The organism is Escherichia sp. E.sYA108 (genome assembly GCF_011754335.1).
Classification (GTDB): Bacteria; Pseudomonadota; Gammaproteobacteria; order Enterobacterales; family Enterobacteriaceae; genus Escherichia; species Escherichia coli.
The window spans coordinates 987,101-1,012,636 of sequence record NZ_JAAQVZ010000001.1; the positions used below are offsets into that span (position 1 = coordinate 987,101).

General features: G+C 51.6%; 25 protein-coding genes. 16 read left to right on the forward strand and 9 right to left on the reverse strand.

The annotated features are described in order from the left end of the window. Positions 1-9: 9 nt before the first annotated feature. Positions 10-1,212, forward strand: coding sequence for an FAD-dependent 2-octaprenylphenol hydroxylase (ubiI, locus tag HBM92_RS04800; RefSeq protein WP_001192170.1), 1,203 nt, complete (start codon positions 10-12; stop codon positions 1,210-1,212). Between the two features lie 73 nt (positions 1,213-1,285). Here the strand turns inward: ubiI and HBM92_RS04805 are convergent, their stop codons facing one another. Next, entirely contained in the window at positions 1,286-1,369 is an 84-nt protein-coding gene (locus tag HBM92_RS04805; RefSeq protein ID WP_122083101.1) for a hypothetical protein, read from the reverse strand. A 290-nt stretch (positions 1,370-1,659) separates the two neighbouring features. On the opposite strand from HBM92_RS04805, the gene gcvT reads away from it, so the two are divergent. From gcvT to gcvP, 3 genes are all read left to right on the forward strand, one after another. Next, positions 1,660-2,754 (forward strand): glycine cleavage system aminomethyltransferase GcvT, encoded by a 1,095-nt coding sequence (gcvT, locus tag HBM92_RS04810; protein WP_000068690.1) that lies wholly within the window; start codon positions 1,660-1,662, stop codon positions 2,752-2,754. Between the two features lie 23 nt (positions 2,755-2,777). Further along, positions 2,778-3,167: a glycine cleavage system protein GcvH gene (gcvH, locus tag HBM92_RS04815; protein ID WP_001305302.1), complete on the forward strand. Its 390-nt coding sequence runs from the start codon at positions 2,778-2,780 to the stop codon at positions 3,165-3,167. Positions 3,168-3,284: 117 nt separating this feature from the next. Then, a complete protein-coding gene (gene gcvP / locus HBM92_RS04820) occupies positions 3,285-6,158 on the forward strand; it encodes an aminomethyl-transferring glycine dehydrogenase (protein ID WP_000195037.1) in 2,874 nt (957 codons plus the stop codon). A gap of 165 nt (positions 6,159-6,323) precedes the next feature. Here the strand turns inward: gcvP and bglA are convergent, their stop codons facing one another. Continuing rightward, complete coding sequence (gene bglA, locus HBM92_RS04825) at positions 6,324-7,757, reverse strand: 6-phospho-beta-glucosidase BglA (RefSeq protein WP_001350137.1); 1,434 nt, start codon at positions 7,755-7,757, stop codon at positions 6,324-6,326. A gap of 44 nt (positions 7,758-7,801) precedes the next feature. On the opposite strand from bglA, the gene yqfB reads away from it, so the two are divergent. Further along, a complete protein-coding gene (gene yqfB / locus HBM92_RS04830; protein ID WP_001182956.1) occupies positions 7,802-8,113 on the forward strand; it encodes a N(4)-acetylcytidine aminohydrolase in 312 nt (103 codons plus the stop codon). Between the two features lie 163 nt (positions 8,114-8,276). Continuing rightward, positions 8,277-8,936, forward strand: coding sequence for a PAQR family membrane homeostasis protein TrhA (gene trhA / locus HBM92_RS04835; protein ID WP_000250274.1), 660 nt, complete (start codon positions 8,277-8,279; stop codon positions 8,934-8,936). A gap of 76 nt (positions 8,937-9,012) precedes the next feature. Here trhA and ygfZ read toward each other — a convergent pair whose 3' ends face one another. Further along, entirely contained in the window at positions 9,013-9,993 is a 981-nt protein-coding gene (gene ygfZ / locus HBM92_RS04840; RefSeq protein WP_000886079.1) for a tRNA-modifying protein YgfZ, read from the reverse strand. 242 nt (positions 9,994-10,235) lie between these two features. Here ygfZ and sdhE point away from each other — a divergent pair, with 242 nt between their 5' ends. Then, entirely contained in the window at positions 10,236-10,502 is a 267-nt protein-coding gene (gene sdhE, locus HBM92_RS04845) for an FAD assembly factor SdhE (protein WP_000354046.1), read from the forward strand. After that, complete coding sequence (locus HBM92_RS04850) at positions 10,483-10,890, forward strand: protein YgfX (RefSeq protein WP_000244781.1); 408 nt, start codon at positions 10,483-10,485, stop codon at positions 10,888-10,890. Before sdhE ends, HBM92_RS04850 begins: the two co-directional genes overlap by 20 nt. Positions 10,891-10,929: 39 nt before the next feature. On the opposite strand, the gene fldB is transcribed toward HBM92_RS04850, so the two are convergent. Beyond that, positions 10,930-11,451 carry a flavodoxin FldB gene (gene fldB, locus HBM92_RS04855; protein ID WP_001055874.1) on the reverse strand — a complete coding sequence of 174 codons (522 nt, stop codon included), beginning with the start codon at positions 11,449-11,451 and terminating at the stop codon, positions 10,930-10,932. Between the two features lie 111 nt (positions 11,452-11,562). On the opposite strand from fldB, the gene xerD reads away from it, so the two are divergent. The 5 genes from xerD (at position 11,563) to lysS (ending at position 17,649) form a co-directional block, all read left to right on the forward strand. Then, positions 11,563-12,459, forward strand: coding sequence for a site-specific tyrosine recombinase XerD (gene xerD / locus HBM92_RS04860; RefSeq protein ID WP_000806638.1), 897 nt, complete (start codon positions 11,563-11,565; stop codon positions 12,457-12,459). A 24-nt stretch (positions 12,460-12,483) separates the two neighbouring features. Next, positions 12,484-13,194: a bifunctional protein-disulfide isomerase/oxidoreductase DsbC gene (gene dsbC / locus HBM92_RS04865; protein ID WP_000715230.1), complete on the forward strand. Its 711-nt coding sequence runs from the start codon at positions 12,484-12,486 to the stop codon at positions 13,192-13,194. A gap of 5 nt (positions 13,195-13,199) precedes the next feature. Next, complete coding sequence (gene recJ, locus HBM92_RS04870; RefSeq protein ID WP_000813189.1) at positions 13,200-14,933, forward strand: single-stranded-DNA-specific exonuclease RecJ; 1,734 nt, start codon at positions 13,200-13,202, stop codon at positions 14,931-14,933. 90 nt (positions 14,934-15,023) lie between these two features. Then, positions 15,024-16,122, forward strand: a protein-coding gene (prfB, locus tag HBM92_RS04875; protein ID WP_001701073.1) for a peptide chain release factor 2 whose coding sequence is annotated in 2 segments (ribosomal slippage) — positions 15,024-15,098 and positions 15,100-16,122 — 1,098 coding nt in all. Because the reading frame shifts where the segments join, the coding sequence is not laid out codon by codon here. A gap of 9 nt (positions 16,123-16,131) precedes the next feature. Then, positions 16,132-17,649 (forward strand): lysine--tRNA ligase, encoded by a 1,518-nt coding sequence (gene lysS / locus HBM92_RS04880; protein ID WP_000003071.1) that lies wholly within the window; start codon positions 16,132-16,134, stop codon positions 17,647-17,649. Between the two features lie 42 nt (positions 17,650-17,691). On the opposite strand, the gene idi is transcribed toward lysS, so the two are convergent. Continuing rightward, a complete protein-coding gene (gene idi / locus HBM92_RS04885) occupies positions 17,692-18,240 on the reverse strand; it encodes an isopentenyl-diphosphate Delta-isomerase (RefSeq protein WP_001192799.1) in 549 nt (182 codons plus the stop codon). A gap of 54 nt (positions 18,241-18,294) precedes the next feature. Between idi and HBM92_RS04890 the strand changes: the two genes are divergently transcribed. Beyond that, entirely contained in the window at positions 18,295-18,366 is a 72-nt protein-coding gene (locus tag HBM92_RS04890; protein WP_120795390.1) for a protein YqfH, read from the forward strand. On the opposite strand, the gene yqfG is transcribed toward HBM92_RS04890, so the two are convergent. Both yqfG and uacT read right to left on the reverse strand, forming a co-directional pair. Then, on the reverse strand, positions 18,363-18,488 hold the full coding sequence (gene yqfG, locus HBM92_RS04895; RefSeq protein ID WP_001050745.1) for a protein YqfG: 126 nt from the start codon (positions 18,486-18,488) through the stop codon (positions 18,363-18,365). The genes HBM92_RS04890 and yqfG overlap by 4 nt on opposite strands. Position 18,489: 1 nt before the next feature. Next, entirely contained in the window at positions 18,490-19,938 is a 1,449-nt protein-coding gene (uacT, locus tag HBM92_RS04900; RefSeq protein WP_001363024.1) for a urate/proton symporter UacT, read from the reverse strand. 435 nt (positions 19,939-20,373) lie between these two features. Between uacT and ygfT the strand changes: the two genes are divergently transcribed. Both ygfT and HBM92_RS04910 read left to right on the forward strand, forming a co-directional pair. Further along, entirely contained in the window at positions 20,374-22,293 is a 1,920-nt protein-coding gene (gene ygfT / locus HBM92_RS04905; RefSeq protein WP_001363023.1) for a formate-dependent uric acid utilization protein YgfT, read from the forward strand. Further along, positions 22,293-22,781 carry a 4Fe-4S dicluster domain-containing protein gene (locus HBM92_RS04910; RefSeq protein WP_000838415.1) on the forward strand — a complete coding sequence of 163 codons (489 nt, stop codon included), beginning with the start codon at positions 22,293-22,295 and terminating at the stop codon, positions 22,779-22,781. The genes ygfT and HBM92_RS04910 overlap by 1 nt, the downstream gene beginning before the upstream one ends. Positions 22,782-22,816: 35 nt before the next feature. Here HBM92_RS04910 and ghxQ read toward each other — a convergent pair whose 3' ends face one another. Continuing rightward, a complete protein-coding gene (gene ghxQ, locus HBM92_RS04915) occupies positions 22,817-24,184 on the reverse strand; it encodes a guanine/hypoxanthine transporter GhxQ (protein WP_000012167.1) in 1,368 nt (455 codons plus the stop codon). A 35-nt stretch (positions 24,185-24,219) separates the two neighbouring features. Continuing rightward, positions 24,220-25,536 (reverse strand): guanine deaminase, encoded by a 1,317-nt coding sequence (gene guaD / locus HBM92_RS04920; protein ID WP_000012245.1) that lies wholly within the window; start codon positions 25,534-25,536, stop codon positions 24,220-24,222.

Consider the following 25,536-nt stretch of genomic DNA (forward strand, 5'->3'; position numbering starts at 1 on the left):
GAATAAACAATGCAAAGTGTTGATGTAGCCATTGTTGGCGGCGGCATGGTCGGGCTGGCGGTTGCCTGCGGCTTACAGGGTAGCGGCTTACGCGTTGCCGTACTGGAGCAGCGCGTACCGGAACCTCTGGCGGCGGATGCACCACCACAACTGCGCGTTTCGGCTATCAATGCCGCCAGCGAAAAATTACTGACTCGTCTTGGCGTCTGGCAGGACATTCTCTCTCGTAGGGCCAGTTGCTATCACGGTATGGAAGTGTGGGACAAAGACAGTTTTGGTCACATCTCGTTTGACGATCAAAGCATGGGCTATAACCATCTTGGGCATATCGTTGAAAACTCAGTGATTCACTACGCGCTGTGGAACAAAGCGCAGCAGTCGTCAGATATCACTCTGTTGGCCCCCGCAGAATTACAGCAGGTCGCCTGGGGAGAAAATGAAACCTTCCTGACGTTGAAAGATGGCAGCATGTTAACGGCGCGTCTGGTGATTGGCGCAGACGGCGCTAATTCCTGGTTGCGCAACAAAGCCGATATTCCGCTGACTTTCTGGGATTATCAGCATCACGCGCTGGTGGCGACCATTCGCACGGAAGAACCGCATGATGCGGTGGCGCGGCAGGTTTTCCATGGCGAAGGCATTCTGGCCTTTTTACCGCTTAGCGATCCGTATCTTTGCTCGATTGTCTGGTCACTGTCGCCAGAGGAAGCGCTGCGGATGCAGCAGGCTAGTGAAGACGAATTTAATCGCGCGTTAAATATCGCTTTTGATAATCGCCTGGGCTTATGCAAGGTTGAAAGTGAGCGCCTGGTGTTCCCGCTAACGGGGCGTTATGCGCGCCAGTTTGCCGCGCACCGTCTGGCGCTGGTGGGCGACGCCGCGCATACCATTCACCCGTTGGCGGGGCAGGGGGTAAATCTCGGCTTTATGGATGCTGCAGAGCTGATTGCTGAACTGAAACGGTTGCATCGTCAGGGTAAAGACATCGGGCAGTACATTTACCTGCGTCGCTATGAGCGTAGCCGCAAGCACAGCGCGGCGCTGATGCTGGCTGGTATGCAGGGATTCCGCGATCTGTTTTCCGGGGCTAATCCGGCGAAAAAATTGCTGCGTGATATTGGTCTGAAACTGGCTGATACGCTTCCTGGCGTTAAGCCACAACTTATTCGTCAGGCAATGGGATTAAACGATTTGCCTGAATGGCTGCGTTAAATATTTCTCTTCTGCTGTTTATTTGATACCCATCACACTTTCATCTCCCGGTTTTTTCGCCGGGAGATTTTCCTCATTTGAAATAAACTAATTTCACCTGCGATTTCGCATTATATTTTCTAATGCCACGAATTTTTGATTTAGTGTTTTTTGACATTTTTTTAGTTCTTAATGTTGTCTTATTCAAATTAACTTTCTCATCTATTTATCTTTATATAGAGATTTGTTCATTTTTTGGTTTTTTATTCTGTTACGATTTTGGCGTTTTTTAACCATAAGCTAATGTGATGATCAATTTAACCTTATGGTTAACAGTCTGTTTCGGTGGTAAGTTCAGGCAAAAGAGAACGATTGCGTTGGGGACCGGGAGTGGCTCCGATGCTGGGTTTCGTGGTGATAATTTCACCATGAAAAAGTTGTCAGCCCCGCTTATTCAATGAGGACAAGATGGCACAACAGACTCCTTTGTATGAACAACACACGCTTTGCGGCGCTCGCATGGTGGATTTCCACGGCTGGATGATGCCGCTGCATTACGGTTCGCAAATCGACGAACATCATGCGGTACGTACCGATGCCGGAATGTTTGATGTGTCACATATGACCATCGTCGATCTTCACGGCAGCCGCACCCGGGAGTTTCTACGTTATCTGCTGGCGAACGATGTGGCGAAGCTCACCAAAAGCGGCAAAGCCCTTTACTCGGGGATGTTGAATGCCTCTGGCGGTGTGATAGATGATCTCATCGTCTACTACTTTACTGAAGATTTCTTCCGCCTCGTTGTTAACTCCGCCACCCGCGAAAAAGACCTCTCCTGGATTACCCAACACGCTGAACCTTTCGGCATCGAAATTACTGTTCGTGATGACCTTTCCATGATCGCCGTACAAGGGCCGAATGCGCAGGCAAAAGCTGCCACACTGTTTAATGACGCCCAGCGTCAGGCGGTGGAAGGGATGAAACCGTTCTTTGGCGTGCAGGCGGGCGATCTGTTTATTGCCACCACCGGTTACACCGGTGAAGCGGGCTACGAAATTGCGCTGCCCAATGAAAAAGCGGCCGATTTCTGGCGCGCGCTGGTGGAAGCGGGCGTTAAGCCATGTGGCCTGGGCGCGCGTGACACGCTGCGTCTGGAAGCGGGCATGAATTTGTATAGCCAGGAGATGGACGAAACTATTTCTCCTTTAGCCGCCAATATGGGCTGGACTATCGCCTGGGAACCGGCAGATCGTGACTTTATCGGTCGTGAAGCTCTGGAAGCGCAGCGTGAACATGGCACAGAAAAACTGGTTGGTCTGGTGATGACCGAAAAAGGCGTGCTGCGTAATGAACTGCCGGTACGTTTTACTGATGCGCAGGGCAACCAGCATGAAGGCATTATCACCAGCGGTACTTTCTCCCCAACGCTGGGTTATAGCATTGCGCTGGCGCGCGTGCCGGAAGGTATTGGTGAAACGGCGATTGTGCAAATTCGCAACCGTGAAATGCCGGTTAAAGTGACGAAACCTGTTTTTGTGCGTAACGGCAAAGCCGTCGCGTGATTTACTTTTTTGGAGATTGATTGATGAGCAACATACCAGCAGAACTGAAATACAGCAAAGAACACGAATGGTTGCGTAAAGAAGCCGACGGCACTTACACCGTTGGCATCACCGAACACGCTCAGGAGCTGTTAGGCGATATGGTGTTTGTTGACCTACCGGAAGTGGGCGCAACGGTTAGCGCGGGCGATGACTGCGCGGTTGCCGAATCGGTAAAAGCGGCGTCAGATATTTATGCGCCAGTAAGCGGTGAAATCGTGGCGGTAAACGATGCACTGAGCGATTCTCCGGAACTGGTGAACAGCGAACCGTATGCAGGCGGCTGGATTTTCAAAATCAAAGCCAGCGATGAAAGCGAACTGGAATCACTGCTGGATGCAACCGCATACGAAGCATTGTTAGAAGACGAGTAACGGCTTTATTCCTCTTCTGCGGGAGAGGATCAGGGTGAGGAAATTTACGCCTCACCCTCACTCTCTTCGCAAGGAGAGAGGTTCACAATTCACTGCACGTTTCAGGAACCATCGCTCATGACACAGACGTTAAGCCAGCTTGAAAACAGCGGCGCTTTTATTGAACGCCATATCGGACCGGACGCCGCGCAACAGCAAGAAATGCTGAATGCCGTTGGTGCACAATCGTTAAACGCGCTGACCGGCCAGATTGTGCCGAAAGATATTCAGCTTGCGACACCACCGCAGGTTGGCGCACCGGCGACCGAATACGCCGCACTGGCAGAACTCAAGGCTATTGCCAGTCGCAATAAACGCTTCACGTCTTACATCGGCATGGGTTACACCGCCGTGCAGCTACCGCCGGTTATCCTGCGTAACATGCTGGAAAATCCGGGCTGGTATACCGCGTATACTCCGTATCAACCTGAAGTCTCCCAGGGCCGCCTTGAAGCACTACTCAACTTCCAGCAGGTAACGCTGGATTTGACCGGGCTGGATATGGCTTCGGCTTCTCTTCTGGATGAGGCCACCGCTGCCGCCGAAGCAATGGCGATGGCGAAACGCGTCAGTAAACTGAAAAATGCCAACCGCTTCTTTGTTGCTTCTGACGTTCATCCGCAAACGCTGGATGTGGTCCGTACTCGTGCCGAAACCTTTGGTTTTGAAGTGATTGTCGATGACGCGCAAAAAGTGCTCGACCATCAGGACGTCTTCGGCGTGCTGTTACAGCAGGTCGGCACTACTGGTGAAATTCACGACTACACCGCGCTTATCAGCGAACTGAAATCACGCAAAATCGTGGTCAGCGTTGCCGCCGATATTATGGCGCTGGTGCTGTTAACTGCGCCGGGTAAACAGGGCGCGGATATTGTTTTTGGTTCGGCGCAACGCTTTGGCGTACCGATGGGCTATGGTGGCCCACACGCGGCATTCTTTGCGGCGAAAGACGAATACAAACGCTCAATGCCGGGCCGTATTATCGGTGTATCGAAAGATGCAGCTGGCAACACCGCTCTGCGCATGGCGATGCAGACTCGCGAGCAACATATTCGTCGTGAGAAAGCGAACTCCAACATTTGTACTTCCCAGGTACTGCTGGCAAACATTGCCAGCCTGTATGCCGTTTATCACGGTCCGGTTGGCCTGAAACGTATCGCTAATCGCATCCACCGTCTGACCGATATCCTGGCGGCGGGCCTGCAACAAAAAGGTCTGAAGCTGCGCCATGCGCACTATTTCGATACTTTGTGTGTGGAAGTGGCCGACAAAGCGGGCGTGCTGGCGCGTGCCGAAGCGGCTGAAATCAACCTGCGTAGCGATATTCTGAACGCGGTTGGGATCACCCTTGATGAAACAACCACGCGCGAAAACGTGATGCAGCTTTTCAGCGTGCTGTTGGGCGATAACCACGGGCTGGACATCGACACACTGGACAAAGACGTGGCTCACGACAGTCGCTCTATTCAGGCTGCGATGCTGCGCGACGACGAAATCCTCACCCATCCGGTGTTTAATCGCTACCACAGCGAAACCGAAATGATGCGCTATATGCACTCGCTGGAGCGTAAAGATCTGGCGCTGAATCAGGCGATGATCCCGCTGGGTTCCTGCACCATGAAACTGAACGCCGCCGCCGAGATGATCCCGATCACCTGGCCGGAATTTGCCGAACTGCACCCGTTCTGCCCGCCAGAACAGGCTGAAGGTTATCAGCAGATGATCGCGCAGCTGGCTGACTGGCTGGTGAAACTGACCGGTTACGACGCCGTTTGTATGCAGCCGAACTCTGGCGCACAGGGCGAATACGCGGGCCTGCTGGCGATTCGTCATTATCATGAAAGCCGCAACGAAGGGCATCGCGATATCTGCCTGATCCCGGCTTCTGCGCACGGCACTAACCCGGCTTCCGCGCATATGTCAGGAATGCAGGTGGTGGTTGTTGCGTGTGATAAAAACGGCAACATCGATCTGACTGATCTGCGCGCGAAAGCGGAACAGGCGGGCGATAACCTCTCCTGTATCATGGTGACCTATCCTTCTACCCACGGCGTGTATGAAGAAACGATCCGTGAAGTGTGTGAAGTCGTGCATCAGTTCGGCGGTCAGGTTTACCTTGATGGCGCGAACATGAACGCTCAGGTTGGCATCACCTCGCCGGGCTTTATTGGTGCGGACGTTTCCCACCTTAACCTGCATAAAACTTTCTGCATTCCGCATGGCGGTGGTGGTCCGGGTATGGGACCGATCGGTGTGAAAGCGCATCTGGCTCCGTTTGTACCGGGTCATAGCGTGGTGCAAATCGAAGGCATGTTAACCCGTCAGGGCGCGGTTTCTGCGGCACCGTTCGGTAGTGCCTCTATCCTGCCAATCAGCTGGATGTACATCCGCATGATGGGCGCAGAAGGGCTGAAAAAAGCAAGCCAGGTGGCAATTCTTAACGCCAACTATATTGCCAGCCGTCTGCAGGATGCCTTCCCGGTGCTGTATACCGGTCGCGACGGTCGCGTGGCGCACGAATGTATTCTCGATATTCGCCCGCTGAAAGAAGAAACCGGCATCAGCGAGCTGGATATTGCCAAGCGCCTGATCGACTACGGTTTCCACGCGCCGACCATGTCGTTCCCGGTGGCGGGTACGCTGATGGTTGAACCGACTGAATCTGAAAGCAAAGTGGAACTGGATCGCTTTATCGATGCGATGCTGGCTATCCGCGCAGAAATTGATCAGGTGAAAGCCGGTGTCTGGCCGCTGGAAGATAACCCGCTGGTGAATGCGCCGCACATTCAAAGCGAACTGGTCGCCGAGTGGGCGCATCCGTACAGCCGTGAAGTTGCAGTATTCCCGGCAGGTGTGGCAGACAAATACTGGCCGACCGTGAAACGTCTGGATGATGTTTACGGCGACCGTAACCTGTTCTGCTCCTGCGTACCGATTAGCGAATACCAGTAATTTACTGATTCGACTATCTTATAAAGGCGCTTCGGCGCCTTTTTCGCTTGTTAATAAAGTGCGCTTTGTGTGTTTCGGCTGAGGCGTAATATAAAATATTGCGAGCTCAATATATTAAAAGAGTGCCAGGCCTGATGAGCGGAGCACATCAGGCACATCGGCTAATTACAGATTCTCGCCGTTGCTGGCAATCACCTCTTTGTACCAGTTAAAGCTCTTCTTACGTGAACGCGACATATCGCCAGTACCGTCGTCATGTTTATTCACATAGATAAAGCCGTAGCGTTTGCTGTACTGCCCGGTGGTGAACGACACACAGTCGATGCAGCCCCACGGCGTGTAGCCCATCAGGTCCACGCCATCGTAAGTCACCGCTTTTTTCATCTCTTCAATATGGGCACGCAGGTAATCAATGCGGTAATCGTCATTGATGCTGCCATCATCTTCCACTTTGTCGTAAGCGCCAAAACCGTTTTCGACAATAAACAGCGGCTTCTGGTAACGCTCATACAGCTCGCAAAGTGCGTAGCGCAGACCAACCGGATCAATCTGCCAGCCCCAGTCAGACGCTTTAACATACGGATTCGGTACGCTGCCTTCGAAACCAGAAATCGCATCGCCGGTGCCACCTTCGGCCTTCACCGCGTTGGTCATGTAATAGCTGAAGCCGAGATAATCGCAGGTGCCTTCGCGCAGTACATCCAGATCGCCGTCTTCCATTTTGATGTTAAATCCGCGGCGTTCCCACTCGTTCAACACATAGGACGGGTAATAGCCACGCAACTGCACATCGGTAAAGACGTAACGTTCGCGCATCGACTCCTGGGCAAACATCACATCGTCCGGGTTACAGGAGTAAGGATAGAGCGGCACCATCGCCAGCATACAACCGACTTTCATCTCCGGGTTGATGCGATGCGCGGCTTTCACCGCCAGGGCGCTGGCGACAAACTGGTGATGCAGCACCTGATACATGGTCTCTTCCGGGTTTTCATGTTCGGTATACACCACGCCGGAGCAGCAGTAACCGAACAGCGGTGCACGCCAGTTACGCTGGTTGTTAATTTCGTTGAAGGTCATCCAGTATTTGACTTTGTGCTTATAGCGTTCGAATACCACTTCCGCGAAACGGACAAAGAAATCAACCACTTTACGGTTGGTCCAGCTACCGTATTGCTGCACCAGATGCAGCGGCATTTCAAAGTGGGAGAGGGTGATCACCGGTTCGATGTTGTATTTCAGCAGTTCATCGATCATATCATCGTAGAACTTCAGCCCTTCTTCGTTTGGCTGAGCTTCATCGCCTTTTGGAAAAATGCGCGTCCAGGCGATGGAAGTACGAAAACATTTGAAGCCCATTTCGGCAAATAGCTTGATGTCCTCCTTGTAGTGACCATAAAAATCAACGGCTTCATGGTTTGGATAGTATTTGCCAGGCACAACTTCTTTGGTGATTTCGCGCGGCACGCCGTGTGCGCCACCGGTCAAAACGTCACAAATGCTCGGCCCTTTGCCGCCTTTGTTCCAGCCGCCTTCGACCTGATGAGCGGCAACTGCGCCGCCCCATAAGAAATCTTTCGGTAAGGTGAGTTTTTTCACTATCATAGGCTCCAGATGAGTCAATTCTTACAGGAAATATTACCATGCAGCCAAACGACATCACTTTTTTTCAACGTTTCCAGGATGACATTCTGGCTGGGCGTAAAACCATCACCATCCGCGACGAGTCTGAATCGCACTTCAAAACGGGTGATGTGCTTCGTGTCGGACGTTTTGAAGATGACGGTTATTTTTGCACGATTGAAGTCACCGCAACCTCAACCGTAACGCTGGATACGCTGACGGAAAAACATGCAGAGCAGGAAAATATGACCCTGACTGAACTGAAAAAGGTCATTGCCGACATCTATCCCGACCAGACACAGTTTTATGTGATTGAATTTAAATGTCTTTAAATTGAACTCACGCCTGTTAGTTGAAATTTTGCATTTAATTTCATGATTTTTCGGAGATTAATCTCAAATCAGAATTTATTTTAGCTAACAGGTGTTCACTGGAACTATTCTCAGTTACGCTGGAGAGGTATACATGTGCGTGTACGTTTTTCCGGAGTAAGTTATGGTTCAGAAGCCCCTCATTAAGCAGGGATATTCGCTGGCAGAGGAAATTGCCAACAGCGTCAGTCACGGCATTGGGCTGGTGTTTGGTATCGTTGGGCTGGTGTTGCTACTGGTTCAGGCGGTGGATCTCAATGCCAGCGCCACGGCGATAACCAGTTACAGCCTCTATGGCGGCAGTATGATCCTGCTGTTCCTCGCTTCGACGCTCTATCACGCCATTCCCCATCAACGGGCAAAAATGTGGCTGAAGAAATTTGACCACTGTGCCATTTATCTGTTGATTGCCGGAACCTACACGCCGTTTTTGCTGGTGGGGCTGGATTCTCCGTTAGCGCGCGGGTTGATGATTGTTATCTGGAGCCTGGCATTGCTGGGTATTCTGTTTAAACTGACCATCGCGCACCGATTCAAAATTTTATCTCTGGTGACCTATCTAGCGATGGGCTGGCTGTCGCTGGTGGTAATTTATGAAATGGCAGTTAAGCTCGCGGCGGGCAGCGTTACCTTACTGGCGGTAGGCGGTGTGGTTTATTCGCTCGGGGTGATTTTCTACGTCTGCAAGCGCATTCCATACAATCATGCCATCTGGCACGGCTTTGTGCTCGGCGGTAGTGTGTGCCACTTTCTGGCGATCTATTTGTATATTGGGCAGGCGTAATTGGCGTGCCTTTGTAGGCCTGAAAAGACACACCAGTGTCGCATCAGGCGATAAATGCCTGATGCGATACAGAGATTTACTCTTCCAGCGAATATGGCAGTGGCTCGATACGCAATGTATTCGCATCGTCACGCACGCGGAAGATGCTGTCCGGTTCCATATCGTTATTCATGACAACCTGCACCACAACCTGACCATCTTCCAGTTTGACCGTAGCCAGCACCGTACCGGTACGACGCCAGTTCTCGCCCATTTTCAGCTCTAAGTCTTCACCAGCTTCCGGCAGTCGGCTGGCGCTACCCTTCAGCAACCAGAGCGCGCGTTTGTTGGCACCACGGAATTTTGCTCGCGCCACCATCTCTTGTCCGGTATAGCAGCCTTTCTTAAAGCTGATACCGCCCAGCGCCTGGAGGTTGGTCGCCTGGGGGATAAACTGCCCGCTGTTGGCGGCATCAATCACCGGAAAACCCGCTTCAATGTTTAATGCCAGCCACTGTTGGCTATTGTTCAGTTCCGCTTCACCGCGCAGTTTATCGGTCAGCATATTGGCAGTAGCTTCATCGGTTACGATCAGGAAACGTTCTGCCGGGTGTTCAAACCATAGCAACGTGGTCGCGCCTTCTTTGACTACCTGTTTTTCTCTCGAAGGTAGTTCACTAAAGAGATTTGCCAACGCGGCGCGCGCCTGAAAACCGGCAACACCAAGCAGCACACGCTCGTCGTCTGGCGCGATGGTCACTTTAGAGAACACCGCATATTTTTTCAGTTCAGTCAGCTGCGGTTCACGCACGCTGCGCCGTTCAATCCATGCAAAGCCATCGCCGTCGCGGAACAGACGTAAATTGCTCCACATTTTACCTTTGGCGTCGCAATGGGCGGCGAGCAGGTGCTGATCTTCAGTCATCTGGCTGACATCTGCTGTCACCTGGCCTTGCATATATTTTTCGCTGTCCGCGCCAGTAATAGTGGCAAGCGCCCAGTCATCAAGCGTCATCAGCGTCAGTGGCAAACGGGCAGAAGCCGTAGGCTGACGGGGAGGAAAAGGTGTAAAAGCCATAATAGAGTCCTGAGTTGCTTAACGGCGTATTAATAACTAATGGTAAAAGAGCTATGAGGCAATGCAAGTGCTTTCACTACGCGATCTGTGCCTTCTGCGAGGCGACTTCCAAAAAAATGAAGCCCTTGAATTGTTGTGAATTAATTTCGCGATCGCGATTGTGTTTACTGATATTCCCGTAAAAGAAGTCGAAAAACACGTTACAATAGCCGGGTACTGGATTTTCGTGAGACAGGAAGAAGATGGACATTAACAACAAAGCCCGCATTCATTGGGCATGCCGCCGTGGTATGCGCGAACTCGATATTTCAATCATGCCGTTTTTCGAACATGAGTACGACAGCTTAAGCGATGACGAAAAACGCATCTTTATTCGTTTGCTGGAATGTGACGATCCGGACCTGTTTAACTGGCTGATGAATCACGGTAAACCGGCCGATGCAGAACTGGAAATGATGGTCCGACTCATCCAGACACGGAACCGGGAACGTGGTCCTGTGGCAATCTGATTTGCGCGTCTCCTGGCGCGCACAGTGGCTTTCCTTGCTGATTCATGGGCTGGTTGCCGCTGTTATTTTACTCATGCCCTGGCCGCTCAGTTACACCCCGTTATGGATGGTGTTACTTTCGCTGGTGGTGTTTGATTGCGTTCGCAGCCAGCGGCGCATTAATGCTCGCCAGGGGGAAATTCGCTTGTTGATGGACGGGCGTTTGCGTTGGCAAGGGCAGGAGTGGAGCATCGTCAAAGCGCCGTGGATGATTAAGAGCGGCATGATGCTGCGTTTACGTTCTGACAGCGGAAAACGGCAACATTTATGGCTGGCAGCTGACAGCATGGACGAAGCCGAATGGCGGGATTTACGGCGGATATTGTTACAACAAGAGACGCAAAGATAAAGATGACGGCAAAGCATATGTGCTAAGCCGTCAGTGACATCAGGCGTAATGCTCTGCCATTTCGTTGAGGATTTGCTCGCACCAGCTCTGAATACGCTCGTCGCTAAGGTCATACTGGTTAGTTTCATCCAGCGCCAGACCCACGAACAGTTGCCCGTCAGCAATCACCGGTTTCGGGCTGGTAAATTCATATCCTTCCGTTGGCCAGTAGCCGACGAACTTCACGCCTTTGGTCGAGAGTTTGTCATGCAGCATACCGAGCGCATCGAGGAACCACTCGCCGTATCCCAGTTGATCGCCAAGCCCATACAGCGCAACAATTTTACCTTCGAGGTTCAGGTCGTCGAGCTGATCCCAGACGGCTTCCCAGTCTTCCTGGATTTCGCCAAAATCCCAGGTCGGGATACCCAGAATGAGCACATCGTACTGCTCCATTAATTTCGGGGAGTCGTCCTTGAGGTTATGTAAGGTCACCAGTTCTGGGCCGATAATATCGCGGATTTTTTCTGCCGCCATTTCGGTGTAACAGGTGCTGGAACCGTAAAAAAGACCCATATTCATAACGTAAGCTTCTCGATTCTGCTGTGGCTTTTGCGGCTAGTGTATCAGAATCGCTTTAGTCACGGCACAATAAGGCATAATGGATCAAATGAGTGACCATAAGGGGCGCAAGTGAAACAGGATCTGGCACGCATCGAGCAGTTTCTTGATGCTCTGTGGCTGGAAAAAAATCTGGCTGAAAATACGTTGAACGCTTACCGTCGCGATCTGTCAATGATGGTGGAGTGGTTGCATCACCGCGGGTTGACGCTGGCGACGGCGCAAAGTGACGATTTGCAGGCATTACTGGCAGAACGGCTGGAGGGCGGATATAAAGCCACCAGCTCAGCGCGTTTGCTGAGTGCAGTGCGCCGATTGTTCCAGTATCTTTATCGCGAAAAGTTTCGTGAAGATGATCCCAGTGCGCATCTCGCTTCACCGAAATTGCCCCAGCGTTTGCCAAAAGATTTAAGCGAAGCGCAGGTCGAACGTTTATTACAGGCACCATTAATTGATCAGCCACTGGAGCTACGCGATAAAGCCATGCTTGAAGTGTTGTATGCTACCGGACTGCGTGTCTCTGAACTGGTCGGGCTGACAATGAGTGATATCAGCCTGCGTCAGGGCGTGGTGCGGGTCATTGGTAAAGGCAACAAAGAGCGCCTGGTGCCGTTAGGTGAAGAGGCGGTTTACTGGCTGGAAACCTATCTGGAACATGGGCGTCCGTGGCTGTTGAATGGTGTGTCAATTGACGTGTTGTTTCCCAGCCAGCGTGCGCAGCAGATGACGCGACAGACCTTCTGGCACCGCATTAAACATTATGCCGTGCTGGCGGGTATCGACAGCGAAAAGCTGTCACCGCATGTGTTGCGTCACGCTTTTGCCACTCACTTATTAAATCATGGTGCGGATTTGCGCGTGGTGCAGATGCTACTGGGCCACAGCGATCTCTCCACCACGCAAATTTATACGCATGTCGCTACCGAGCGTCTGCGGCAACTTCATCAACAGCATCACCCGCGGGCGTGATGTCTGAAAAGAACAGGAAAATTTATGAAGAAAGGTTTTATGTTATTTACCTTGTTGGCAGCGTTTTCAGGCTTTGTTCAGGCTGATGACGCGGCAATTCAACAAACGTTAGCCAAAATGGGCATCAAAAGCAGCGATATTCAGCCCGCGCCCGTAGCTGGCATGAAGACAGTTCTGACTAACAGCGGTGTGTTGTACATCACCGATGATGGTAAACATATCATTCAGGGGCCAATGTATGACGTTAGTGGCACGGCTCCGGTCAATGTCACCAATAAGATGCTGTTAAAGCAGTTGAATGCGCTTGAAAAAGAGATGATCGTTTATAAAGCGCCGCAGGAAAAACACGTCATCACCGTGTTTACTGATATTACCTGTGGTTACTGCCACAAACTGCATGAGCAAATGGCAGACTATAACGCGCTGGGGATCACCGTGCGTTATCTTGCTTTCCCGCGCCAGGGGCTGGACAGCGATGCAGAGAAAGAAATGAAAGCTATCTGGTGTGCGAAAGATAAAAACAAAGCGTTTGATGATGTGATGGCAGGTAAAAGCGTCGCACCAGCCAGCTGCGACGTGGATATTGCCGACCATTACGCACTTGGCGTCCAGCTTGGCGTTAGCGGTACTCCGGCAGTTGTGCTGAGCAATGGCACACTTGTTCCGGGTTACCAGCCGCCGAAAGACATGAAAGAATTCCTCGACGAACACCAAAAAATGACCAGCGGTAAATAATTCGCGTGAAACAACAGATACAACTTCGTCGCCGAGAAGTCGATGAAACGGCCGACTTGCCCGCTGAATTGCCTCCCTTGCTGCGCCGTTTATATGCCAGCCGGGGTGTGCGTAGCGCGCAGGAACTGGAACGCAGTGTTAAAGGCATGCTGCCCTGGCAGCAACTGAGCGGCGTCGAAAAGGCCGTTGAGATCCTTTACAACGCTTTTCGCGAAGGAACGCGGATTATTGTGGTCGGTGATTTCGACGCCGACGGTGCGACCAGCACGGCTCTAAGCGTGCTGGCGATGCGCTCGCTTGGTTGCAGCAATATCGACTACCTGGTTCCAAACCGTTTCGAAGACGGTTACGGCTTAAGCCCGGAAGTAGTCGATCAGGCTCATGCCCGTGGCGCGCAGTTAATTGTCACGGTGGATAACGGTATTTCCTCCCATGCGGGGGTTGAACACGCTCGTTCGTTGGGCATTCCGGTTATTGTTACCGATCACCATTTGCCAGGCGACACATTACCCGCAGCGGAAGCGATCATTAACCCTAACTTGCGCGACTGTAATTTCCCGTCGAAATCACTGGCAGGCGTGGGTGTGGCGTTTTATCTGATGCTGGCGCTGCGCACCTTTTTGCGCGATCAGGGCTGGTTTGATGAGCGCGGCATCGCAATTCCTAATCTGGCAGAACTGCTGGATCTGGTAGCGTTGGGGACAGTGGCGGACGTCGTGCCGCTGGACGCTAATAATCGCATTCTGACCTGGCAGGGGATGAGTCGCATCCGTGCCGGAAAGTGCCGTCCGGGGATTAAAGCGCTGCTGGAAGTGGCCAATCGCGATCCACAAAAACTCGCCGCCAGCGATTTAGGTTTTGCGCTGGGGCCACGTCTCAATGCTGCCGGGCGACTGGACGATATGTCCGTTGGCGTGGCGCTGTTGTTGTGTGACAACATTGGCGAAGCGCGTGTGCTGGCGAATGAACTCGATGCACTAAACCAAACACGTAAAGAGATCGAACAGGGAATGCAGGTTGAAGCGCTCACTCTGTGCGAGAAGCTGGAACGTAGCCGCGACACGCTGCCAGGTGGGCTGGCAATGTATCACCCTGAATGGCATCAGGGCGTTGTTGGCATTCTGGCATCGCGTATCAAAGAGCGTTTTCACCGTCCGGTTATCGCCTTTGCGCCTGCGGGCGACGGTACGCTGAAAGGTTCCGGTCGCTCCATTCAGGGGCTGCATATGCGCGATGCGCTGGAGCGGCTAGACACGCTTTACCCCGGCATGATGCTCAAGTTTGGCGGCCATGCGATGGCGGCAGGATTGTCGCTGGAAGAGGATAAATTCGAACTCTTTCAGCAACGCTTTGGCGAACTGGTTACCGAGTGGTTAGATCCTTCTTTATTGCAAGGGGAAGTGGTATCAGACGGCCCATTAAGTGCGGCAGAGATGACCATGGAAGTGGCGCAGCTGTTGCGTGATGCTGGCCCGTGGGGGCAGATGTTCCCGGAACCGTTGTTTGACGGTCATTTCCGTCTGTTGCAACAGCGGCTGGTGGGCGAGCGTCATTTGAAGGTGATGGTCGAACCGGTCGGCGGCGGTCCACTGCTGGACGGGATTGCTTTTAATGTCGATACCGCCCTCTGGCCGGATAACGGTGTGCGCGAAGTGCAACTGGCTTACAAGCTCGATATCAACGAGTTTCGCGGCAACCGCAGCCTGCAAATTATCATCGACAATATCTGGCCAATTTAGCGTCATCTTCTCTATAAAAAAGAGCGTGGATTGGGTACAATCCCGCTCTTATCACCGCATTTTGACTAGCTCAATAAAAGAAATCAGACCATGTTTGAAATTAATCCGGTAAATAATCGCATTCAGGACCTCACGGAACGCTCCGACGTTCTTAGGGGGTATCTTTGACTACGACGCCAAGAAAGAGCGTCTGGAAGAAGTAAACGCCGAGCTGGAACAGCCGGATGTCTGGAACGAACCCGAACGCGCACAGGCGCTGGGTAAAGAGCGTTCCTCCCTCGAAGCCGTTGTCGACACCCTCGACCAAATGAAACAGGGGCTGGAAGATGTTTCTGGTCTGCTGGAACTGGCTGTAGAAGCTGACGACGAAGAAACCTTTAACGAAGCCGTTGCTGAACTCGACGCCCTGGAAGAAAAACTGGCGCAGCTTGAGTTCCGCCGTATGTTCTCTGGCGAATATGACAGCGCCGACTGCTACCTCGATATTCAGGCGGGGTCTGGCGGTACGGAAGCACAGGACTGGGCGAGCATGCTTGAGCGTATGTATCTGCGCTGGGCAGAATCGCGTGGTTTCAAAACTGAAATTATCGAAGAGTCGGAAGGTGAAGTGGCGGGTATTAAATCCGTAACGATCAAAATCTCCGGCGATTACGCTTACGGCTGGCTGCGTACAGAAACTGGCGTTCACCGCCTGGTGCGTAAGAGCCCGTTTGACTCCGGCGGTCGTCGCCACACGTCGTTCAGCTCCGCGTTTGTTTACCCGGAAGTTGATGACGATATCGATATCGAAATCAATCCGGCGGATCTGCGCATTGACGTTTATCGCGCGTCCGGCGCGGGCGGTCAGCACGTTAACCGTACCGAATCTGCGGTGCGTATTACTCACATCCCGACCGGGATCGTGACTCAGTGCCAGAACGACCGTTCCCAGCACAAGAACAAAGACCAGGCCATGAAGCAGATGAAAGCGAAGCTTTATGAACTGGAGATGCAGAAGAAAAATGCCGAGAAACAGGCGATGGAAGACAATAAATCCGACATCGGCTGGGGCAGCCAGATTCGTTCTTATGTCCTTGATGACTCCCGCATTAAAGATCTGCGTACCGGGGTAGAAACCCGCAACACGCAGGCCGTGCTGGACGGCAGCCTGGATCAATTTATCGAAGCAAGTTTGAAAGCAGGGTTATGAGGAACCAACATGTCTGAACAACACGCACAGGGCGCTGACGCGGTAGTCGATCTTAACAATGAACTGAAAACGCGTCGTGAGAAGCTGGCGAACCTGCGTGAGCAGGGGATTGCCTTCCCGAACGATTTCCGTCGCGATCATACCTCTGACCAATTGCACGCAGAATTCGACGGTAAAGAGAACGAAGAACTGGAAGCGCTGAACATCGAAGTCGCCGTTGCTGGCCGCATGATGACCCGTCGTATTATGGGTAAAGCGTCTTTCGTTACCCTGCAGGACGTTGGCGGTCGCATTCAGTTGTACGTTGCCCGTGACGATCTGCCGGAAGGCGTTTACAACGAGCAGTTCAAAAAATGGGACCTCGGCGATATCCTCGGCGCGAAAGGTAAACTGTTCAAAACCAAAACCGGCGAACTGTCTATCCACTGTACCGAGCTGCGTCTGCTGACCAAAGCACTGCGTCCGCTGCCGGATAAATTCCACGGCTTGCAGGATCAGGAAGCGCGCTATCGTCAGCGTTATCTGGATCTCATCTCTAACGATGAATCCCGCAACACCTTTAAAGTGCGCTCGCAGATCCTCTCTGGTATTCGCCAGTTCATGGTGAACCGCGGCTTTATGGAAGTTGAAACGCCGATGATGCAGGTGATCCCTGGCGGTGCCGCTGCGCGTCCGTTTATCACTCACCATAACGCGCTGGATCTCGACATGTACCTGCGTATCGCGCCGGAACTGTACCTCAAGCGTCTGGTGGTCGGTGGCTTCGAGCGTGTATTCGAAATCAACCGTAACTTCCGTAACGAAGGTATTTCCGTACGTCATAACCCAGAGTTCACCATGATGGAACTCTATATGGCTTACGCAGATTACAAAGATCTTATCGAGCTGACCGAATCGCTGTTCCGTACTCTGGCACAGGATATTCTCGGTAAGACGGAAGTGACCTACGGCGACGTAACGCTGGACTTCGGTAAACCGTTCGAAAAACTGACCATGCGTGAAGCGATCAAGAAATATCGCCCGGAAACTGACATGGCGGATCTGGACAACTTCGACTCTGCGAAAGCGATTGCTGAATCTATCGGCATCCACGTTGAGAAAAGCTGGGGTCTGGGCCGTATCGTTACCGAGATCTTCGAAGAAGTGGCAGAAGCACATCTGATCCAGCCGACCTTCATTACTGAATATCCGGCAGAAGTTTCTCCTCTGGCGCGTCGTAACGACGTTAACCCGGAAATCACAGACCGCTTTGAGTTCTTCATTGGTGGGCGTGAAATCGGTAACGGCTTTAGCGAACTGAATGACGCGGAAGATCAGGCGCAGCGCTTCCTGGATCAGGTTGCCGCGAAAGATGCAGGTGACGACGAAGCGATGTTCTACGACGAAGATTATGTCACCGCACTGGAACATGGCTTACCACCGACAGCCGGTCTGGGAATTGGTATCGACCGTATGGTAATGCTGTTCACCAACAGCCATACCATCCGCGACGTTATTCTGTTCCCGGCGATGCGTCCGGTGAAATAAGCATTACGTTATGCTCACAACCCCGGCAAATGTCGGGGTTTTTTATTTAAGCTGGGTAAATGCAGATAATCGTTTTCTGGCTTCGCGATTTGTCGCCTGCATCACCATCCACGGACTGAATGCCCACGGCGTGGCATCAATACCGCGTAATACATCTGCTAAATCACACCATTGATAATCCATCACTTCATCATCGTTGATCTGTAACGCACTGGTGGTGCGTGCGGCAAATACCGGACACACTTCATTTTCCACAATGCCATTCGGATCGGTGGCGCGATAGCGAAAGTCAGGATAGATAGATTCAGGAGGCGTAATTTCTACGCCAAGCTCATAACGGCAACGGCGGATCACCGCCTCTTCGTTGCTTTCTCCCAGTTGTGGGTGCCCACAAACCGAGTTAGTCCACACGCCAGGCCATGCTTTTTTGCTAAGGGCGCGGCGGGTAACTAATAATTGCCCTTTGGCATTAAACAGCCAACTGGAAAACGCGAGATGTAAGAGGGTGTCTGCCGTGTGTGCGGCATACTTTTCCAGCGTACCCGTGGGAACTCCCTGTGCATTCAATAAAATGACGTGTTCCGTTTGCATAATTTCTCACATGTAATTCTGATCACTCATCATTATAGATAATAGAAGAGTGAAATGATTAACCAAGTGAGCGTTTATCGACAACCGCCCGTTTTGAGCGGATGTCGACAGGTAAAAACCATTTAAAAAAGCAGCATCATATATTTGAAGCGACTTTCAATGGCCATTGCAACACAATCAGAAATGACAGGAATAGAGAGAGTAAAAAGCAACAGCAGACTGAATATAGCGCGCATTAAAAGATTCATATTATTCTCCATGCTCATTTTTCTTCAGCTTGCGCATCAGAAGCCACATACGTACTGTCCTGACTTTTAAATCTTTATCAGAGACGGATTCCTTCACCAGGTCAGCATGATGCTGGTAGCCATTAAAGAAGACGTTCAGCACAACGGCGCTAAGGGTTGCGAGCATAATGCCGCTATGCAGCAACGGTTGCAGTACGGCCGGTAACTTAGAAAAGAAATCGTGAGAGAGCGTTGGCGTCATGCCAACACCGAGACTGATCGCCACAATATAGAGGTTGTAACGGTTAGTGGTGTAGTTACAGCGCGACAGAATTCGAATCCCTGTCGCCAGTACCATGCCGAACATCACCAGCCCCGCGCCGCCCAGCACAAATTGCGGAATCGAGGCCACCAGCACCGCCATTTTGGGCACCATGCCGAACAGGATCAAAATGATACCGGAAGCAATGCACACCCAGCGGCTATGAACGCGCGTCACGCTAACCAGGCCAACGTTTTGAGAAAATGACGTGTGGGGGAAGCTGTTAAACGTTCCGCCTATCATTGTCCCTACACCATCGACACGCAGCCCGCGAATAATATCGTGTGAAGAGAGTTTACGACCGACTATTTCACCCAGTGCCAGGAACATCCCCATCGACTCGATAAACACGATGATTAACACGGCAGTCATGGTCAGAATGGAAACGGGATCGAAAATCGGCATACCAAATGACATCGGCGTGACAATCGCAAACCATGAAGCATCATGTAGCCCGGATAAATTGACTTCATTCATCATCCACGAAAGTAAAAAGCCAAATACAATCCCCAGTAATACGGCGACGTTGGACATAAATCCTTTCGCATAGCGAGTAATGAGCAAGATAAAAATTAAGACGGCAAAGGAGATACCTAAATAAACGGGATTACCATATTGCGGATTCCCTTTACCTCCGGCGGCCCAGTCAATACCCACCTGAATGATGCTAAGCCCGATAGAAGTAATCACCACACCGGTAACCAGTGGCGGGAATAAAGGCATCAAGCGACCGATAAGTGGCGCTAATAATGTGGTGATAAAACCCGCGGCGATAGTGGCACCGAATATCCCCAGCAGGCCGATATCCGGGTTCATACCAATAGCTATCATTGGTGTTACAGCGGCGAAGGTCACCGACATAATCACCGGCAGGCGGATCCCCATAAAGCGGCCGATACCGATACATTGCAATAATGTGACGATCCCGCAGCAAAAGAGATCCGAGCTAATGAGCATCGCAATAGCTTCTTTTGATAGGCCGAGTCGGTCACCAATCATAAGAGGAACAGCGACTGCACCTGCGTACATGACAAGGACGTGTTGCAGACCGAGTATGATCAGCTTTCCTGGTGATAATATGCGGTCAACCTCATCAGTTGGGCGGTCTTGCCCAGAAGATGAGGGAAGTTGGGAATCTATGGCGCTCATCAGTGTTTCTCCTTTCGCCCGCCAGAGTAAAAAGCAACCGTTTATGTTCATGAAACTGTCTAAACACATGCTCGTGGAGTGCCAGTTTTTGCGAGGAAGGGGAGTTAGAGACAGGAATTGCGGAGGCAATCACATAATCGTGGTTAAACCACGAAAATGAGAAGAGAACCTGACAATGGAATTATCTGTAATTTTCTCATATTGATATTTCATTAATCATTCTGGCATGTCGCACTCTCGCATTTAATCGTTTTTATCTGGATAGCATTCTTTTGATCGGCAATGTTGAAATAATGAAAGCGGCATAGATTGAGGGGCAATAATTTGAACTCAGTTGCAAAATTATAATTAAAACGGTCATGCTACCTAATATATGCCCGTTTATTGCATCGCGAAATTTGAGAAGACATAACTCATTAAATGAAAGGGATGCAAATGAATAAGTTTATCGCTGCTGAAGCTGCGGAATGTATAGGCTGCCATGCTTGTGAAATTGCCTGTGCGGTGGCACATAATCAAGAAAACTGGCCGCTGAGTCACAGTGACTTTCGACCGCGTATCCACGTTGTAGGGAAAGGCCAGGCTGCGAATCCGGTGGCCTGCCATCACTGCAACAATGCCCCTTGCGTTACGGCTTGTCCGGTTAATGCTCTGACTTTCCAGTCCGATAGCGTACAACTGGACGAGCAAAAATGTATTGGTTGTAAAAGATGCGCAATCGCTTGCCCCTTTGGCGTCGTTGAGATGGTCGATACGATTGCACAGAAATGCGACCTTTGTAACCAGCGCAGTTCCGGCACGCAAGCCTGTATTGACGTCTGCCCAACACAGGCGTTACGGCTGATGGACGATAAAGGGTTGCAGCAGATAAAGGTGGCCCGCCAGCGCAAAACGGCAGCAGGAAAAGCGTCATCAGACGCTCAGCCATCTCGCAGTGCAGCGTTGCTCCCCGTTAACTCGCGTAAAGGCGCAGATAAAATTTCAGCGAGTGAACGGAAAACCCACTTTGGCGAAATCTATTGCGGGCTGGATCCACAACAAGCGACTTATGAGAGTGACCGCTGTGTTTATTGTGCCGAAAAAGCTAACTGCAACTGGCATTGTCCGCTGCATAACGCTATTCCGGATTACATCCGTCTGGTACAGGAAGGAAAGATTATTGAAGCGGCAGAACTTTGCCACCAGACCAGTTCCTTACCCGAAATCTGCGGCAGGGTATGTCCACAGGACCGTCTTTGTGAAGGTGCATGTACTTTGAAAGATCACTCTGGCGCAGTCTCTATCGGTAATCTGGAACGCTACATCACCGATACTGCGCTGGCGATGGGCTGGCGTCCCGATGTCAGCAAAGTTGTTCCCCGTAGCGAAAAAGTGGCGGTGATTGGCGCTGGACCTGCAGGATTAGGGTGTGCTGATATTCTGGCGCGCGCGGGAGTTCAGGTTGATGTCTTTGATCGCCATCCAGAAATTGGCGGTATGCTGACTTTTGGCATTCCTCCTTTCAAACTCGATAAAACGGTATTAAGCCAGCGGCGAGAGATATTCACCGCAATGGGAATCGATTTCCATCTCAACTGTGAAATTGGCCGCGATATCTCTTTCAACGAATTAACGGCGGAATATGATGCTGTTTTCCTCGGCGTGGGGACTTACGGGATGATGCGAGCAGATCTGCCGCATGAAGATGCGCCTGGTGTCATTCAGGCGTTACCGTTCCTGACCGCCCATACCCGCCAGCTCATGGGATTGCCGGAGTCTGCAGAGTATCCGCTGACGGATGTGGAAGGTAAGCGAGTTGTGGTATTGGGCGGTGGCGATACGACAATGGATTGTTTGCGGACTTCCATCCGCCTTAATGCTGCCAGCGTGACCTGTGCGTATCGTCGTGATGAAGTCAGTATGCCGGGTTCGCGCAAAGAGGTGGTCAATGCCCGCGAGGAAGGTGTTGAGTTTCAGTTCAATGTTCAGCCGCAATATATCGCTTGTGATGAAGATGGACGCTTAACGGCGGTGGGCCTGATTCGTACCGCTATGGGTGAGCCGGGGCCGGATGGCCGCCGTCGTCCTCGTCCGGTTGCGGGTTCAGAGTTTGAATTGCCCGCCGATGTTCTCATTATGGCCTTTGGTTTCCAGGCACATACCATGCCGTGGTTGCAGGGCAGCGGAATTAAACTCGATAAATGGGGCCTGATTCAAACCGGCGACGTCGGGTATTTACCCACCCAGACGCATCTGAAAAAAGTCTTTGCTGGTGGTGATGCAGTTCATGGCGCAGATCTGGTTGTCACTGCAATGGCCGCAGGAAGGCAGGCGGCGCGCGATATGTTAACTCTGTTTGATACGAAGGCATCGTGATGAAATCGTTAATTATCGTTAATCCGGCTGACTGTATTGGCTGCCGTACTTGTGAAGTGGCCTGTGTGGTCGCTCACCCTTCAGAACAGGAGTTGAATGCCGATATCTTTTTACCCCGGCTGAAGGTACAACGGCTGGATAGCATCAGTGCGCCGGTGATGTGCCATCAGTGTGAAAACGCCCCTTGTGTTGGCGCTTGTCCCGTGGGGGCGCTGACGATGGGCGAGCAGGTGGTGCAGGCAAATTCTGCCCGTTGTATTGGCTGTCAGAGTTGCGTCAGTGCGTGCCCGTTTGGAATGATCACCATTCAGTCATTGCCGGGGGATACCCGGCAACAAATCGTGAAATGCGATCTCTGTGAACAGCGGGAAGAGGGGCCAGCCTGCGTTGAATCTTGCCCGACACAGGCGCTGCAGTTGCTGACTGAAAGAGAACTCAGGCGAGTCCGCCAGCAGCGTATTGTTGCCAGCAGTGAGAATCCTCTGTGAAAGAAATCTCCGCGCTGAAAGGCGCGGAGAATCTATTAGATTGCCCAACCACCCGCGTAAAACGCGACCAGTGCGGCAGTAATGATCACCGTACCAATATTCAGCTTTTGCCATTCGCGCGCAAAGACGCGACCCACCACCAGTGTTACAAAGCCCAGCATAATACCGGTAACGATATTACAAGTCAGAACGATGAACACGGCACACACCAGGCCAGCCATTGCGTCAATAAAATCGTTGAAATCCAGCTTCGAGACGTTGCTTAACATCAGCAAACCCACGTACATCAGTGCGGGAGCTGTGGCATAACCGGGGATCAGAAACGATAACGGTGATAAAAACAGAATCATCAGGAACAACACACCAACCACGGTTGCGGTTAAACCGGTTTTCCCCCCGGCGGCGGTTCCTGCCGCTGATTCGATATAAACCGCCGCGGGCGCTGCGCCCACCAGGCCGGAGAATATTGAACTTACTGAGTCACTGGTCAGGGCTTTGCCGCCGTTGATGATCTGGTTGTCTTTATCCAACAAATTCGCCTGACCGGCGACGGCACGGATGGTGCCAGTGGCGTCGAACACTGCGGTCATCACCAATGCCAGTACACTCGGAAGTACAGTTGGCTGGAGTGCGCCCATAATATCGAGGCTGAAAATCAGAGACTTACCATCTTCGCCAGTCAGGCTTGGCATCGCCACCAGACCGTGGTACTTCACCGCTGGGTCAAAGATTAAGCCGATGATCGAAATTGCAATAATCACCAACAAGATCCCGCCGGGTACGCGGCACTTTTCCAGACCGAAGATGACCGCCAGCCCCAGTAAGCTCATCATCACCGGGAAGGAGGTAAAGGCACCGAGCGCCACTGGCAAGCCTTCAATCGGGTTTTTGATAACCATTCCCACACCGTTAGCAGCAATCAGCAGCAGAAACAGGCCGATACCGATACCTGTACCGTGAGCGATCCCCATCGGCAAATTACGTAAGATCCAGGTACGCACACCGGTTACGGAAATAGCGGTGAAGATGACGCCCATCAGAAAGACTGCGCCCAGTGCGACAGGAACGCTAATTTGTTGCCCGAGTACCAGACTGAATGCGGTAAACGCCGTCAAGGAAATAGCGCAACCAATCGCCATTGGCAAATTGGCCCATAACCCCATCAGCAACGAGCCGAAGCCCGCGACCAGACAGGTGGCAACAAACACAGCTGCGGGAGGAAAACCTGCTTTGCCCAGCATTCCCGGAACGACGATAACGGAATAAACCATGGCCAGAAAGGTCGTTAAGCCAGCCAGTACTTCCTGACGAACGGTACTGCCACGAGCGGTAATTTTAAAATAATTATCCAGCGCGCCCTGTGGCTTTGGTGCGTCCGGTGTTTGTAGGATGTCTCCAGACATAATGATGTCCTCACGAGGATGTTAAAGTTTTATTATTAGTTGCGTTCGTACACCAGACGACCATCAACGTAGGTGCGGTAGATCGAACGGTCATCGCCCAACGTCATCATCACGAACAATTTGTCGACTAAAGAAACAGAGTTGTCATAGCGCAGCTGCTGTAGCGGAGTGGCAGTGGGTTCCATCACCACGAAATCAGCCTCTTTGCCAGGTAAAAAGTTGCCAATCAAATCGTCAAGGCCCAGAGATTTCGCTCCGCCGAGCGTGGCCAGGTAAAACGCTTCATATGCCGAGAGGCGATAGCCTTGTAATTGCAATACCTTGTAGGCTTCGTTCAGCGTTTGCAGCATGTTAAAAGTTGTTCCGGCACCGATATCTGTTCCCATGCCCACTTTGACTTTCTTCTGCCATGCTTTTTTCAAGTTGAATAAGCCGCTGCCGAGGTAAAGGTTGGAGGTCGGACAGAAAGCAATGCTGGATTTGGTTTCGCTGAGACGATCCCACTCTTTTTCTTCGAGATGGACGCAGTGAGCAAAGACACAATTTTTACCGGTCAGGCCGTACTGATGGTAAACATCAAGATAACCATCATGGTCAGGATAAAGCAATTTCACCCAGGCAATTTCATCTTTGTTTTCACAGAGATGGGTATGTACCCATGTATCCGGATATTCTTCTTTCAGGCGTTGCGCCATCGCCATCTGTTCAGGAGATGAGGTAGGGGCGAAGCGTGGCGTAATCGCATACAACAGACGACCATTTTTGTGCCAGCGTTCAATCAGTTCTTTGCTTTGGTGATAGCTGCTTTCGGCAGTGTCGAGCAGATAATCCGGTGCGTTTCGGTCCATCATCACTTTACCGGCAATCATACGCATATTGATATGACTGGCGGCTTCAAACAGCGCATCAACGGATTGTGGATGAACAGTGCCAAACACCAGCGCCGTGGTGGTTCCGTTACGTAAAAGCTGCTTGATGAAGAACGCCGACATCTCGCGGGCGTACTCTAAATCCTCATAACGACGTTCAGTAGGGAAGGTGTGTTTATTCAACCACTCCAGCAATTGTTCACCATAGGCCCCCACCATTTCACTTTGCGGATAATGGATATGTGTATCGACAAAGCCCGGTACTATCAGTTTGCCGCGATAGTCGCGCACGCGAATGGTGTCAGGAATTTGATGCTTTCCGTCTTCCCATTCGCCAAACCATTCCACTTTTCCCTGTTTAATGAGTAATAAACCATCCTCAATAAACCGCAGCGCAGAGGCAATTTCTTCCGGGTTATCGACCGTACGGGTGACATCAATAAAACTGCCTCGTACCGCTTTTAACGTGTGTTCTCCTGACAT